The sequence below is a fragment of the Streptomyces sp. CA-106110 genome (genome assembly GCF_050936285.1).
Lineage (GTDB): Bacteria > Actinomycetota > Actinomycetes > Streptomycetales > Streptomycetaceae > Streptomyces.
The window spans coordinates 1,237,247-1,251,775 of the sequence record NZ_JBNJNB010000001.1; the positions used below are offsets into that span (position 1 = coordinate 1,237,247).

Below are 14,529 nucleotides of genomic sequence, written 5' to 3' on the forward strand. Positions count from 1 at the left end.
TTCTCCTGTTGGTGCGTCAGGTGACCGTCGCAGCTGAATTCATGAGGTTGACGCGTTCCAGGAGGGGATACAGGGCCGACTGGTAGAAGGCCCCGTAGTACGCCATCCATCCCCGAATGATCGGGTTGATGAACCGTGCGAGGTCTGCTTCGGTCAGGCTGGTGCGGTGGTGCAGCCGCCAGGACCGCACCTCGGAACTGATACGGCGCAGGGCCTCCCCGCTGACGGCGGGGAGGAACGACCGGAACATCCGGCCGTCCTTGCGCACCGCGGAGCGTGTGCGGAAGGTGAACCCCAGGAAGGTGAACTCGGTCTGCTCGTACGAGGCACGCCGGTTGGCATCCTGGCAGTACACGATCCGGGTTTTCTCCGGGTGCAGTTCAAGCCCCACCTCGGTCATCCGCTTCTCGATCGCCTTGAGCACGAAGCGTGCCTGGCGTTCGCTGACGCAGTGGACCACCGCGTCGTCCACGTAGCGTTCGAACCCGATGGCGGGGAAGTTCCGCGCCATCCAGGAATCGAAGGCGTAGTGGAGGAAGAGGTTGGCGAGGACAGGCGAAACCGAAGAGCCCTGGGGCGTCCCCCGGTCCCGCTCGCGCCGTGTCCCGTCGGGCAGTTGCAGCGGTGCGGCCAGCCAGCGCCGCACGTACAACAGGACCCAGGACTGGGCCGGATCAGTGTGGGCAGCGACCGCCTTGAGGACCAGATCCCACGGAACGCTGTCGAAGAACGCGCGGATGTCCAGGTCGATGACCCAGTCCGCCTTCCAGCAGCGCTCCCGGCACCGGCCCACAGCGTCGATCGCCGACCGCCCGGGACGATAGCCGTATGAGTCCGGGTGGAAGACCGGTTCGGCCTTCGCCTCCAGCACCCCGGCAACCACCGTCTGAGCGATACGATCCCCGATCGTGGGCACGCCCAGAATCCGGACGCCCCCTTTCTTCGGGATCTCCACCGCACGCACCGGGGGTGGGAAATAGGTGCCGGAGGAGAGACGGTTCCAGATCCGGTACAGATTGTTCTTCAGATCCTTCTCGAACTCTTCCATCGACACCGCATCCACACCCGCAGCGCCCTTGTTCGACCTGACTTTCTCGTACGCCTCCCAGACGGACTGCTTCGAAATATCAAATGGCTTGCCTGATGCTTTCAACTCGTTCACGCGACTCCTCCCGGGAAACACCCGGTTGATCGAATAAACATAGTCACGAACGACCCGGCCCCTTCGCTCCGCCCCCGTTACAGGGGCTTCATCACTACTACGAGCCGGTCCGCCGGCGTGCCTGGCATCGGTACTCAGTCCCTCACGGCTTCGGACCGTCCAGGACGCTCCCTTTCTCCCCGCTCACCAGCGGAGACGTATCCAGGCCCGCCTTCTCCTGTTCCGCACGAAGGCCGCAGACCGGGCTCGCGCCGCCTGCATGCCGGACACCGCCTGGCCAATAAACGGGCACCCGCCAGACTCCTCCCGGGACTGCCTTGACACCCCGGTTCTGATGTCAACTCTACTTTTCGACACGTCAGCAGCGATTCACTTGCGTTCGCCTTCCCGATCCCCACCTGACACCGTTTTCCGGCGCCTTTTCCTCATCGTTCACCACGGCAGTCTTCAGCTAGCGCAGCATGAGGTGGTTTAAATCCTCCCCCCGCAGGGCGAATTTGAAGGGCCAAACCTTCATCCTTCGTACAGCATCGCTACAAGAAGAGTTCCTACATGCTTCTTCCTTTCGCGTTCAGGACACAACAAGGCCGGGTAGTACCCGGCCTTGGCTCTACTTCCCGTCGTCGCCCACAAGTGGACGTTCGCCCGGCGCCGCCCCAGGCGACCTTCTACCGCGCCCGCCCTTTAAGCACCTCACCCTGTGCCTGGCCCGCGAGAACAAACCTGGGGCCACCGGCCGACACTGGCCGAACTCGCCCACCTCAGCTGCCCGATCGCCCCGCCCACGGTCTGGGAGATCCGGCACGCCGCTGGCACCGATCCCGCCCCGCAGCGCTCAGGGCCTACCTTGACTACCGGTGGTGTGAGTTCATCGGGTTCGCTCCAGGTGCAGGAGTTGGGGATGTGTTCATTTGCCTGAGTCCGGAAGTCGGCGGAAGGTCAGGGCGACGAGCAGAGTGATGGCCGCGATGACCGTGCCGGTGGTGAAGGCGGCGGTCATACCGGTGACCACGGTGTGCGGGTCGGTCGCGTGCCGTGTGACGGTGCCGAACACGGTGACCAGGACGGCTATGCCGAGCGTGATGCCGATCTGCCGCAGGCTCTCCATAGTGCCGCCTGCGGCGCCGGCGTCCCTGGAGGGCACGGTGGACATGATGAGCACGTTGAGTGGGTTGACCGTCAGGCCTTGGCCGAGGCCCACGAGCAGCGTCGGGCCGAGCAGATCGGCGGCGTAGGTGCTGGTGGGGGTCAGCCGGGTCATCCAGGCCAGTCCGCAGATCAGCAGCACTGATCCGGTGAGGGCGATCGGTTTGGGGCCGAACCGGCGCAAGAGCATCGGGATCACCCGGCTGGTGGCGAACTGCACCACTGCCAATGGCACGAAAGCGACACCGGTCTCCAGCGGGCTGTAGCCGCGGATCCCCTGCAGGAACTGGGTGAGGAAGAAGAACATCGACATGCCGGCCGCCGGACCGAGCATGATGTTCAGGAAGGCGGCGGCCCGGTTCCGGTCGGCGAACAGGTTCAGCGGGACTAGTGGGTGCGCGGTGCGCGCCTGGATGAGCACGAAGAGGACGAGGAGCGCGGCCCCGCAGGCCAGTCCGGCCACGGTGATCGCGTCGCCCCATCCGGCCGTGGCCGCGTGGATCAACGCATACACCAGTCCGCCGACGCCGACGGTCGCGGTGACCGCGCCGGGCAGATCCAGCCGGGATTGATGCTGCGGCGGCCGCCGCAGGTAGCGGGGAGTCAGGGCCACCACGGCGATGGCGAAGGGCAGTTTGATGAACATGACCCAGCGCCAGTTGGTCCACTCGGTGAGCACGCCGCCGAGGATCAGCCCTACGGCGAACCCGGCGACGGAGACACCGGCGTACAGGGCCAGAGCCCGCACCCGCGCCTCCCGCTCGGTGAACGTGCTGGTCAGCAGGGCCAGTGCACTGGGGCCGGCGATGGCCGCTCCGGCCCCCTGTACAACCCGGGCAGTCAGCAGCCATGCGGCCGAGGTGGCCAGGCCCCCGGCGAACGAGGCGACCGCGAACAGGGCGACGCCTGTGATAAACATACGGCGCCGCCCCGCCAGATCACCGAGCCGACCACCCAGCATCAGCAGCCCGCCGAAGGTCAGGGTGTAGGCATTGAGGACCCAGGACAGGCCGGTGGCGGAGAAATGCAAGTCGCTGCCGATCTGGGGCAGTGCGACGTTCATGGCGGTGGAATCGAAGATCAGCATGAGCTGGCAGGTCAGGATGAGTGCCAGCGCGATCCCGGGCTTGTGATCGGCGTCCCTTCCGATCTGTAGCGGGGCGGTCTGCGTCTGCGCGGTCAAGTGGTCTCCAGATGGACTGCGAAAGGAAACCGGAGGTACCCTCCGGTTGTCGCCGGGAGACACCATACGGAGGGTCCCTCCGGTTGGCAATCGGAACTGGAGGGACCCTCCGGATTGATGCTGGGAGGCTTACGATGGGGATGCGGGCGGACGCTCAACGCAACTACGAGGCGCTGGTCGCAGCTGCCCGGGAAGCGTTCGCCGAGCACGGCGCCGATGCCGCCCTCGACGACATCGCCCGCCGCGCCAACGTCGGTATCGGCACGCTGTACCGGCACTTCCCGCAGCGCGACGAGTTGCTGGCCGCCGTGTACGTCGCAGACATCGAGGCGTTGAGCGCGCACGCCCGCGAACTGGCCGAAGACCTGCCGCCCGGGGAAGCGCTCACCGCGTTCCTCCGACTATTCATGCAGAAGCTGGGCCTGCAGCACGCTGCGATCAAGCAGGTACTAAAGGTCACGCGCAGCGATACCTACAACCGATGCCGCAGCCTGCTACGTGAGGCGGGCGACACGGTGATCACCCGCGCCCAGGACGCGGGCGTGATTCGCCGCGATCTCGACCCCTGGACCGTTCTCCGGCTCGTACACGGGGTTGCCCTGGCCGGCGAGAGCGCACCCGAGACAACGGATCTGATGCTGTCGGTCGTCCTGGACGGACTCCGCCCGACAAACCCCGGCCTGCAGTGAGGTCCCGACATCAAGCCCGCGTCGTCAGGCCCGTTTGGCAGCCGTCGGCGTGGGTGCCGCTTAAGCGGATGCCGCCGGCGCGTATCACCACTTCGTTGGTGCCAGCGTGCAGGCGCGGCAGCCAGGAACCGTCCGGCAGGCGGCGCTGGAGGATGGGGCAGCGCCGGACGGAAGAAAGTACGAGGCACTGGGCACCGATGCTGGCTACCTCGCGCAGGAATTCGATGACGCCGAAGCCGACGTCCGCGAGGAGTAGCATCGATGCGTTCAAGCGTCCCAGTGGGTGCCTCGCGTAAGCGAGTTCACCTGAGGTCTCGGGCCCGAACGCGGCCGCGAGGACGGCCGGGGTGCCGCACTCGACCACGGCGAGCAAACGCAGCAGGGTAGCCGAACTGCAGGGGTGTCTCCGGAGCGTTTCGGGTAGTCCCAGGTGATCTGTTCCTGGTCGGGTGGGTGCCGTCCAGGGGCACCGTGCGCAGTCCTCGGTAGAAAGATTCGGCCCGACCGCGGTCGGCGACGGGGCCTGCGAGGATCTCGAACAGCCGGTGCAGCGGTGCGGTCCCCACCTGGCGCCGCGCTCTGGCCGGGGACGAGGCGGCCGGGCGTATCGGGGCGAGCCCGTCGAGGGCCGCGGTGAGTTTGCCCCACACCGCAGGGTAGGAGCAGTGCTCGAACGGAGCGAGCGCGAGGACGACGTAGGCCACGACCCGAGGCGGCAACAGCAGTTGCTCACGCGTTCGGGTCTCCTCCAGCACAGCGTCGACCAGCGCGAAGTCCACAATCTGGGTCAGCTCGCCCAGATGCGCAGGCGCCTATACACCCGGGGCTGTCGTTATCGTCCGGGTGATCACAAATTCCTGGTTGTCGATCATCTTGCTCGACGCAAGTGATCTACCGGAGGTCCCACCCTTCGTCATCACCGGCATGCCGAACCACCGACGAGCCAAGCGCAACGGCGTTGTCGTAGCCCATGATTGGCGATCGAGCATCTGACCTGGCCGGATGACAACCGACCTGATGTGGGGCGTGGGCGGGGTGGAATTGGCGTCCACCGTCACGTTCAACTCGGGGGTGTCCGTTGCTGACGTGCTCACCTGCCCTCCGCCGCAAGTGCTTGCACGAGCGTGCGAATAGCGTCGCGAGCCAGCGTGACGGCGCGTTCTGGATCTTCGGTGTTCGCTTGGAGAGCATCGATAAGCGCCGTGGTCATCCGCTGCTGCCCTCGTTCCATAAGTTCGCGGCCCGCAGGGGTGATGCAGGCCTCCACGACGCGCCGATCCGTCGCAGAGCGCCTGCGTTCGGCCAACCCCCGCTCCTCCAGTTCCTGCAGGATCATCGTCACCCGTGGCTGGGTCAGATCGGTGTGGTAGACAAGTTCGGTCACCCGGCACGGCTTCTTGGTCAGGGCGTCCAGCGTCCGTATGCAGCCCTGCGGCATCCCGTAGTCAGCGGCTCGGAACAGGGTGCGGTACAGCCGGCCGATCCCGCTCAGCAGTTCTCCTGTAGTGGGCTCGATTCCCTGCTCATCCGACGTCCGCGTTTCCATAAGGCAACTATATAAGGGAAAACTTAATCTGCAACCGCCGCCTGTCAGGCTCGTCAGAGTACGGGTTCATGTCCGCCGGGCCGCTCCTGTGGTCCACGGCGCGATGGAGGAAGACGGCGGTGATCATCGAGATCCTGGGCCACAGCCAGATCAGCATCACGATGGCCGCGTTCACCCATGTCGCGCACGACACCAAGCGTGAGGCCGTCAGCCACCTGGCCCGCTCGCAAGCGCCGTCCGCCCGCTGCCTGAGCTGAGACGCGGTTGCCGTCGAAAACCGCCGTCAATACGCCCTGGACCGTGATCGTCCGGGGCTTTTTGGTTGGTGTCCCAGGCAGGATTCGAACCTGCGACACCCGCTTTAGACTCCTTTTGACCCGTCCATTCTGATGCTCTGAGGTCGTTTCGGCAGTCAGGGCAGGTCGGATGGGGTACAGGCCACCGCCCCTGGCCAGCATCTGAAGGTCCTGGGGAGGCGGCGATGGGTCCTGCCGGACAGGCAGTTGACGCACCTGCCACAGAACGGCAGGAGGCTGCCTACCACATGGGCGCCAACGCGGATGCTTGTCACGCCGGAGCCCACCGCGCTGACGACGCCGACCACCTCGTGCCCGAAAACGATGGGGAACTCGTGGCCGAGGTCGAGGGTCGCGACGCTCAGGTCCGAAAGACACAGTCCCGACGCCTTCACGTCGCTCAGGACTTCGCGCCGCAGCGGTGCGGCGATGTCGACTTCGCGGACCGCGAATGGCTTGCCGAGTCCTTCGGCTATGGACGCCTTCATGAACTCTTGCTTCTTACCTTGGATGTCTCGACGTCCAGCGGGCGCATCAACCACTGCGGCAGCAGCACACGTACCGCTTCGGCTTCTCGGGCAGGTCAACTGACGCGCTTCCAGCCCCCACGTCCGCCGACACCTCTGCCAGTTGAGGTGTCGGCGGCGCACTTCTTCCGGCTACGCGATGCCGTATGTCTTGAGGTTGGCGAAGGCATCCAAGCCAGTGCGGCCCATTTCGCGGCCCACGCCAGAGCGCTTGGTGCCGCCGAAGGGGATCTCGGCGGGGGCGCCGAGCCAGCGGTTGATGCCGACCATGCCGGTGTCGAGGAGTCCGGCCACCCGGCGGGCCTCGTCGAGGTTCTCGGCGAAGACCGTGCCTCCAAGCCCGTAGGGAGAGCTGTTGGCCAGCTCCACCGCGGCGTCGGCATTCGGCACGGTATAGATCATGGCCAATGGGCCGAACGCCTCCTCGGTATACAGGCGCATCTCCGGAGTGATCCCGGAGAGCGCCGCAGGCCGGAAGAACGCACCTGGTCCGTCGATTCGGCCGCCGGATACGAGGACGGTGGCGCCCTTGTCGACCGCGTCCTCGTACTGGCCCTGGAGGATGTCCACCGCCCTGCGGCTTGAGAGCGGGCCGATGGCGGTCTCGGGGTCGAACGGGTCGCCGACCTTCTGGTCGGCGAAGGCGGCGTTGAAGGCTGCGGTGAACTTCTCGGCGACAGCCTCGGTGACGATGACACGCTTCGGGGAGGCACACACTTGCCCGCCACCGTAGAGACGGCACGTGGCTGCGGTGGCGGCGGCCTTGTCGATGTCGGCGGAGTCCAGGACGAGGAAGGCGTCGGAGCCGCCGAGCTCCAGAACCACGGGCTTGATGTGGCGTCCGGCCTGTTCACCGATGGCGGAGCCAGCGTGATCGGAACCGGTGAGGGTGACGGCGCGCACGCGGGGGTCGGCGATGTAGGAAGAGGCGTGCTCGTGGGTGATCAGGGCGGTCTGGAACACGTCGGCGGGGAAGCCGGCCTGGGCAAACAGCGAGGCGAGGAGCAGGGTGGATCCGGCGGACAGTTCGGACGGCTTGACCAGCACGGTGTTGCCGAGCATGAGGTTCGGCGCGGTGGGACGCATCGCCTGGTAGAGCGGGCCGTTCCACGGCTCTATGGCGAGGACCACGCCGATCGGCTCCCTCCGGACCACCATGTGGCTGAAGCCCACGACCTCTACTTCCTCGTCGGCCAGCAGCGCCGGTCCGTGCTCCGCGAAGTAGCGAAACATCTCGCCTGCCATGCGGGCCTCCCCTCGGGCCTCGGCGACGGGCTTGCCCATCTCCAGGGTGACGAGCCGAGCAAGCTCGTCGGCGTGGTCGTCTACCAGATCCGCGAAGCGGCGGAAGAGGCGGACGCGTTCGGCCACGGAGGTTTGACGCCAGCTCAGATAGGCCGCGTGGGCCCGGGCGAGGAGTGCTTCGGCCTCCGCGTCCGTCGCGGTGGCCCACTCCCGCACGACCTCGTCGGTCGCCGGGTTGACGGTCCGGTACGCCAAGGCCGATGCATCGGCCGCAGTGTGCGTTGTCATGAATGACTTCCTTGTCGTTGTCTGGTTCGCCGGCGAGGTGGCGTGAAGCCGGCGGTGCGGTGCCTGTGGCGCGGTTTCGGATCGTCCGGCCGGTGTTCGCCACACTCGCGGTGGGTGCGGCCGCTGCGGGCTGTTCGGCGACTGGCTCCACCAGGACAGCCCTGTCCGCACGTCACGCCCACGGGATCCACTCCGTTGCGTGGCTCGCCATCTTGAACCCGCACGGTCGAACTATAAGCAGACTATATAAGTAGAAAATTTAATCTGCAACTGTCGACAATCGCACTGGCTGGGGCACGGCCGGCAGCGCCGCCTGCGGGGGTGGCGGGATCCGGACGGGCGGAGGCCGCACCCAGGCCCGGATGCGGCCACCGACGTCGGCAGCGAACCGGTCGCGGAACTTGTCGGCCTTGATGTACAAGTCGGTGCCGGTGCCGCCGCCAGGGAGCGGAAAAGGGCAAGGCGTTGAGACTGGGGCCGAGGCTGCTCCCGGGGAGCGTGCTCGGGATGCCGACCGCGGTCTCGCCCTTCGCAGGGGTGAAGGCGACCATGGAGACCAGCGCCGTGACCTCTGAGTCGCCGGCGGCGGCCGCGCTGATCACGGAGCCGCCGCAGGAGTGGCCCACCGACCAGCGAGTGGTTCGCCAGGGTAGTCATCCGTGCCGGCGGTGGGGTCCCTGGCGGTCGTGGTGAAACAGGTGGTCCTCCTCAGCTGCTCCGCAATCGAACACAGGCCGGGCTGTGTCCGGTCGATCAGGGCGGCTGATCGACCGGATGCAGCCTGTCCCGCGTGAAAACCCGAGTTCGGGCCCCTGATCAGGACGTTTCGCTGCGGGACGGTGGTAGACCGGGGCATGATCGAGATCCATGCGGTGGTCATGGATCTATCTGCTGACGCGCAGGTCGCTGGAGTTGGCGGGCCTGCGGCTGCTGGGCAACGCTGCCAAGGACGCCGAACTGCTGGTGCTGCGGCACCAGCTCGCTGTGCTCCAACGCCAGCTCGATAAACCGAAGTTGGAACCAGCCGACCGGGTCCTGCTGGCGGCCCTGTCGCGTCTGCTGCCCAGACAGAGCTGGAGTAGCTTCTTCGTCACCCCAGCGACGCTGCTGCGCTGGCACCGAGAGCTGATCGCCGGCAAGTGGACCTACCCCCACACGAGCCCCGGTCGGCCGCCGATATCGGAGGAGACGCGGGAGCTGATCCTGCGTCTCGCGCGGGAGAATCCGCTGTGGGGACACCGCAGAGTGCAGGGAGAGCTGGCCCGGTTGGGCATCACGGTCTGCGCCGCCACCGTCCGGTCAGTACTGCGTCAGGGCAACATTCCGCCCGCGCCCCAGCGGGCTCACGACGCCTGGGCCTCCTTCCTACGCGCCCAGGCTTCCGGACTGCTGGCCTGCGACTTCTTCCATGTGGATACCGCGTTCTGCCGGCGGCTGTACGTGCTGTTCGTCATGGAAGTCGCAACGCGCCGAGTGCACGTCCTCGGCATCAGCGCGCACCCGAACCAGGACTGGGTGACCCAGCAGGTGAGGAACTTGATGATGGACCTCGAAGACCGGGTGGACCGGTTCCGGTTCTTCCTACGCGACCGGGACGGGAAGTTCTCCGACGCCTTCGACGCCGTGCTCGCCGACGCGGGCGTGCAGGTGCTACTTTCCCCGCCGAGATCGCCGAAGGAAAACGCCTTCGCGGAACGCTGGGTCGGCACCGTCCGCCGCGAGTGCACCGACCGCCTACTCATCATGAACGAACGGCACCTGCGCACCGTCCTAAACACCTACACCGACCACTACAACCGGCACCGCCCCCACCAATCCCTCCACCAACGATCTCCCCAAGCCTCGGAGACCGGCCAGACGGCACCTGTCATCCCCTTCGGAGGCCGCGTCCGCCGCACTCAACTACTCGGCGGCCTCATCAACGAGTACCAGCAAGCAGCCTGACGACAGGCAGACAAACGGCCTGATCAGCAGCCCGAACCAGGGTTTTCACGCGGGACAGCCCCAGCGCGGCACCTACGTGACGGAAAAACCCAGTCACGAGGCCACATAGTGCAGTACTGCACGGACGCGAGATCTACCGGCTCGCGGCCCTAGCGGAACTCCGCGCCCCAGTCGCCTTCACGACCTCCTCGCACGGGCCGGGCGCCACTCGACCAGGGCGACCCCCGCCTCCGGACTGAGCGCGACGCCGGTCGGCCCCGCGCACACCCTGGCCGGCGCACTCCTGTTCGACTTCAGGGTCATCGAGCACAACACACGACGCGTACGGAGCATGGGCGCAATCACACACCCGATCGCGCAGCGGGATCACCCCACCGGATTGCAGGTCAGCCCCGAGCATCACCACCAGCTACGGACTACAGATACGCAGTGAGGACCACGACCCCACGGTCGTGGTCCTCACTGCGTATTGTCAGTGGTTGTGTCCGAGGGGCGAGTTGAGCGCCAACGATACGGTCGTGGTTGCGCAAGGACGACTCCGCCCACACGACCGGGCAGGCGGCCTTGGAGGCCATTGCGCAAGTAAGCCGTTCGCATGAAGCGGACTGACGCATGAACTCCGGCAGCTCCGTGAGGCATCCTCGCTGCGCCAGGCCCACGGCTGGACGGAACGCTCGGTCATCGGCGGCAAAGGGTGACAGCCACGCAAGCCCGACGCCATCTGCAATTCCACGAACGGCTTCCGCACCCCGGTCACCCGGCAGCTCAATGACGAGCCGACGAGCACCGCGCCCGCGGAGGACAAGCCGAAGCAGCCCCCGTTCCCAGCACCGGCGGCGGTGAACCTACGGCCGCCGTTGGGGAGGGCGAAGACCGTGTCATCCTGGACCCGCTCATGTCGACGACGTTCCCCGTCCACAGCGGCCATGAGCCCCGAGGCTTGCCGTTCACGGTGACGCCGGAGAGCGTGACGGAAGCGAAGCCGGTGACGTTGCCGGAGTCCGGGCTTGATTCGTCCGCGCACCACTGCCAAGCTCCAAGACCCGGCCGAGTACGGACCTCGGTGGTCCGCGTAGCTTTGCGTCTGCGGTCCCTTCGACTGCACTCGACGTCGGACGCACAAGACCCGACAGCGACTCAGAGAGTGACCGTGAGGACCGACAACGATGGACGGGCTCTGCGTTCTGCGGCTCGGATCCGGACAGCTCCCTCGCCGGCGCTGCTGGTCATTGCGCAGCCTCGGCCACGCGCAGCCGTATGGATGTCCGCGGCAGGTATCGCACTGTTCGGGCTGGTCGGTGCGAGCGCACCCAACCACAACACGCTCAGGGCACCGATCACCTGGCTTCGATTGCCTGCCATGCCCGGCACCGTCTCCGCGGCGGTCACTTATGCTGCCATCGCGCTGTCCTGTCTCGGAACACTCGGCATGCTCAACGCCCACAGGCAGGGTTGGAGTCCCAACCCGCGGCTCCTGTTCCGCGCTGGTGCACTCGCCGTGCTCGTCGTCGCCGATCTCACCCCGGTCGGCTCCTCCGACATGGCCAGTTACGCCGCATACGGCCGCATCGCCGCGCTCGGCGGTGATCCGTACTCAACGACCCCCGCCCAACTGGGAGGGGCCTACGCACGGCTGGTGAGCGTGGGGTGGCAGAACACCCCCTCTGTGTACGGGCCTGTCGCAACGTGGTGGCAGGCCGTCGCGGCATTCGTCGGCGGTGATCGGCCGTGGTTGACGATATGGGTGCTGATGCTCGCGAACGCAGCCGTTTTCTTGGGCACCGGCTACCTGCTGCTCCGCACCGCCGACGATCCGGTCCGGGCCGGCCTACTGTGGATCGCCAACCCGCTCCTGATCGGCGTGCTGGTCGCGGGTGGGCATCAGGACACCATCGTCGCCTGCCTAACCGTCGGTGCGATCCACTTCGTCCGCAGGGCTACTCGATGGCACCACGACCTGGTCGTCGGAGGGCTAGTCGGCCTGGCTTGTGGTGTCAAGATCAGTGCCGCCCTGCTCGGCGTCGGACTGGCATGGCCCTTGCTGCGTTCAGGCGCGTGGCGACAGGCTGCCCGACAGACATGCGCGGCCACGCTGGCGCTGGCCATCCTCTACGGCGTGTACGGCCTGCACGCTCTCGCCCCGCTCTCTGCCGCATCGCATCTGGTATCTACACCCTCGTTGTGGGCAGTGTTCGATCGGTTGGGTACCGCGCTCCTGGGCCCTCGTGCGGCCGCAACCACCACCAGTGTCCTGTGGCCCATCCTGATGCTCGCGCTGGCCTGGGCGCTCCGCCGCCGGGTCCCGGCGGACACTCCCACCGTCGTCGCCGCATCGTTCGCGCTCGCCTTCGCCTGGATCCTCATGGCACCTTGGACGATGCCCTGGTATGCGGCTGTCGCCTGGGCACTGGCGGCCTTGTTCAGCCAAGGCCGCCTCACCCAGTACCTCATCGTGACCACCGCCGTCCTGGCCCTGTCCCATAACAGCGGCGGTCACGGCTGGACACGGTGAAAAGCCAACGCCACCCAGGTCGCCACGGCCACGGCATCCCTGAAGGGGGCACGTCGTCCCGCGTCGTGGTCCAGCAGCGGGCGCAAGGTTCTTCTGCTTGCGGGTGCCGATAAATCATCCTCCCAGGTCACGGTCTTGATCGCCGTTCTCTGGCCGTGCCTCAGTCTCTTCACGTGCACAGACGTGTACGCCATCATGATTTTGTCGTGCTGCCGCGCTTGGCCCATCTCGCCACGCACTCCTGCGCCTTCTGCTGACGAGCGACCGCGACGAGAACAGCGAGACGCTGGCACTGCGCCGTCTCCGCCTCATACCGGTCGTCATGCCATCGCCGTGGGTGCACGAGCGGGCCACGGCCGCATGCCCGCGCTTCGCGGCGGCCGGCATCGGGATCCCGTCCATGGCCCCGCTGCTCGTCGAGGTCAGTCATCGGCCTCCACCCCACGAGAGGCCCTACTCGTCACCGCGACGGAGGTCGGTGGGCTCGACGCCTGAATGCGGTTGATCCGCGGCGGCTCTATCCCACCGGCTGCAGGCAGCGGTCGGTGTACCGCTGGGCGTCGACGATTTGTGCTGCGGCACCGTGCCCTACAAGGACCGCTGCCCCCTGGAGCGTTGCTCCAGGGGGCATTCGCCACCGACCTCGCAGCCCTCTGCCCTCAGCCGCCCGGTGCGACACGTAACCAAGGCCGTGAGGTCGTCGTCGAGGGCGCCTGAGACGTAGGCGCGCAAGTCATGGTGAAGGTGGGTGAGGAGCTGGCGGGGCGTGGCCAAGGACCATCGGCGGATGCGCTGGCTGAGGGGGTAGAAGGTCCCGGTGAGGTCGCGACTCTCGCTGACGCCGTCGGTGTAGAGCAGCAGTCGATCGCCGACGGTGAAGGGGACAGTGTCGACCTGGTAGTGGGCGCCGAGCAGGGCGGCCATGTTGACGGGCGGTGACGGCGCGCTGGGTTCCACCTCGCGTACTTCTCCATCGTGCAGCAGCAGCGGAGGGGGGTGCCCGCAGGTGACCAGGCGCGCAATGGGCTGCCCAGCGGGGATCTCGACCAGCAAGGTGGTGACGAAGTGCTCCATCGCGTCGTCACTGGCAAGGTCCTCGCAGTATTCGTTCATGCTGGTCTCCAGCCGGGCTGCCAGGTCCGCCAGATCGGGTGCGTCGCGCACGTTCACCCGGAACGAGCTGAGCACCACGGAGGCGGCCTCGACGGCGGGGAGTCCCTTGCCGCGCACGTCGCCGATGATCAGCCGCACCCCGTGCTGGGTCTGGCGCGCTTCGTAGAAGTCGCCGCCGATCCGGGCGTGCGGGGCGGCGGCCTGGTAGAGGAGTTCGATGTCGACGTGCCCGAGGTGGGGCGGTAGTGGACGTAGCAGCACCTGCTGCGCGGTATCCGCTACGGTGCGGACATCGGCGAGGGTGCGCTCCCGGTGCTGGCGTACCCGGCTGGCGTAGGCGGCGGCCAGGGTGATGGCCGTGATCGCCAGCATCGTGAACAGGCTGGGTGTGTCGCCCAAGTCGTGGTTGTAGGTGGCCGCGAGCCCGATGGCGGCGACGAAGGCCAGCAGTCCGATGGCCAGCGTGCCGGCCAATGGCCACATGGCGGCGGCCAACGCCGGCGCTGTCCCCAACAACCGGTTGAACTGCAGGTGGGGCGTGAGGACATCCGCCACCACGGCCAGCGCGATCACCAGCAGTGGCGCAAGGCGGATCCACTCGAACGGCTGACCCACTTGCCGAATCCGCCGGAGGTGCCAGTTGGGGCTGATCCGCTGCCGCAACGGCCGAAGGGTGATCCTCTGGAGTGCCGTGGGCTCCTTGACCTGCACACTCATGTTTAGGCTCCTTCGATGGGAATGGCACGTACACGCGCGTGTTCGCGGAGCGAGTACAGGTCGGACTGCTCATGGTTGGCCAGGGCAGTTGCCGCCGGACATGGTGCGGTGGGCTCGACTTCGACGCCCGCGACGACCGGCGGCCAAAGGGCTCTTGAAGG

The 14,529-nt window shown here is 66.9% G+C and carries 11 protein-coding genes and 1 pseudogene; 4 read left to right on the forward strand and 8 right to left on the reverse strand.

What is annotated here, in order from left to right; all coding sequences use genetic code 11:
- Positions 1 to 16: 16 nt before the first annotated feature.
- The gene (gene ltrA, locus ACQEXA_RS05850) at positions 17 to 1,162 is read right to left on the reverse strand and encodes a group II intron reverse transcriptase/maturase (RefSeq protein ID WP_433128875.1); all 1,146 of its coding nucleotides are present in this window, start codon (positions 1,160 to 1,162) and stop codon (positions 17 to 19) included.
- Positions 1,163 to 2,069: 907 nt separating this feature from the next.
- Positions 2,070 to 3,491, reverse strand: a complete 1,422-nt coding sequence (locus ACQEXA_RS05855; protein WP_432936522.1) for an MFS transporter — start codon at positions 3,489 to 3,491, stop codon at positions 2,070 to 2,072.
- 140 nt (positions 3,492 to 3,631) lie between these two features.
- Between ACQEXA_RS05855 and ACQEXA_RS05860 the strand changes: the two genes are divergently transcribed.
- On the forward strand, positions 3,632 to 4,180 hold the full coding sequence (locus tag ACQEXA_RS05860) for a TetR/AcrR family transcriptional regulator (protein WP_432936520.1): 549 nt from the start codon (positions 3,632 to 3,634) through the stop codon (positions 4,178 to 4,180).
- 10 nt (positions 4,181 to 4,190) lie between these two features.
- Here ACQEXA_RS05860 and ACQEXA_RS05865 read toward each other — a convergent pair whose 3' ends face one another.
- The 3 genes from ACQEXA_RS05865 to ACQEXA_RS05875 all read right to left on the reverse strand — a co-directional run bounded on the left by ACQEXA_RS05865 (position 4,191) and on the right by ACQEXA_RS05875 (position 5,726).
- Complete coding sequence (locus ACQEXA_RS05865; RefSeq protein WP_433128877.1) at positions 4,191 to 4,451, reverse strand: hypothetical protein; 261 nt, start codon at positions 4,449 to 4,451, stop codon at positions 4,191 to 4,193.
- A 31-nt stretch (positions 4,452 to 4,482) separates the two neighbouring features.
- Positions 4,483 to 4,980 (reverse strand): transposase domain-containing protein, encoded by a 498-nt coding sequence (locus ACQEXA_RS05870; protein ID WP_432939883.1) that lies wholly within the window; start codon positions 4,978 to 4,980, stop codon positions 4,483 to 4,485.
- A 290-nt stretch (positions 4,981 to 5,270) separates the two neighbouring features.
- Positions 5,271 to 5,726 carry a MarR family winged helix-turn-helix transcriptional regulator gene (locus tag ACQEXA_RS05875; RefSeq protein WP_432936515.1) on the reverse strand — a complete coding sequence of 152 codons (456 nt, stop codon included), beginning with the start codon at positions 5,724 to 5,726 and terminating at the stop codon, positions 5,271 to 5,273.
- A gap of 119 nt (positions 5,727 to 5,845) precedes the next feature.
- On the opposite strand from ACQEXA_RS05875, the pseudogene ACQEXA_RS05880 reads away from it, so the two are divergent.
- Positions 5,846 to 5,978: pseudogene (locus tag ACQEXA_RS05880) on the forward strand (tyrosine-type recombinase/integrase); the annotation flags it as partial.
- Positions 5,979 to 6,138: 160 nt separating this feature from the next.
- Here ACQEXA_RS05880 and ACQEXA_RS05885 read toward each other — a convergent pair.
- Positions 6,139 to 6,564 carry an alcohol dehydrogenase catalytic domain-containing protein gene (locus ACQEXA_RS05885; RefSeq protein ID WP_433128879.1) on the reverse strand — a complete coding sequence of 142 codons (426 nt, stop codon included), beginning with the start codon at positions 6,562 to 6,564 and terminating at the stop codon, positions 6,139 to 6,141.
- A 117-nt stretch (positions 6,565 to 6,681) separates the two neighbouring features.
- On the reverse strand, positions 6,682 to 8,082 hold the full coding sequence (locus ACQEXA_RS05890; protein WP_432936510.1) for an aldehyde dehydrogenase family protein: 1,401 nt from the start codon (positions 8,080 to 8,082) through the stop codon (positions 6,682 to 6,684).
- 867 nt (positions 8,083 to 8,949) lie between these two features.
- Here ACQEXA_RS05890 and ACQEXA_RS05895 point away from each other — a divergent pair.
- Positions 8,950 to 10,026: a transposase gene (locus tag ACQEXA_RS05895; protein ID WP_432936449.1), complete on the forward strand. Its 1,077-nt coding sequence runs from the start codon at positions 8,950 to 8,952 to the stop codon at positions 10,024 to 10,026.
- Between the two features lie 1,261 nt (positions 10,027 to 11,287).
- Positions 11,288 to 12,538 carry a polyprenol phosphomannose-dependent alpha 1,6 mannosyltransferase MptB gene (gene mptB / locus ACQEXA_RS05900; protein WP_432936508.1) on the forward strand — a complete coding sequence of 417 codons (1,251 nt, stop codon included), beginning with the start codon at positions 11,288 to 11,290 and terminating at the stop codon, positions 12,536 to 12,538.
- Between the two features lie 588 nt (positions 12,539 to 13,126).
- Here the strand turns inward: mptB and ACQEXA_RS05905 are convergent.
- Positions 13,127 to 14,368 carry a PP2C family protein-serine/threonine phosphatase gene (locus ACQEXA_RS05905; RefSeq protein ID WP_432936506.1) on the reverse strand — a complete coding sequence of 414 codons (1,242 nt, stop codon included), beginning with the start codon at positions 14,366 to 14,368 and terminating at the stop codon, positions 13,127 to 13,129.
- Positions 14,369 to 14,529: the final 161 nt, after the last annotated feature.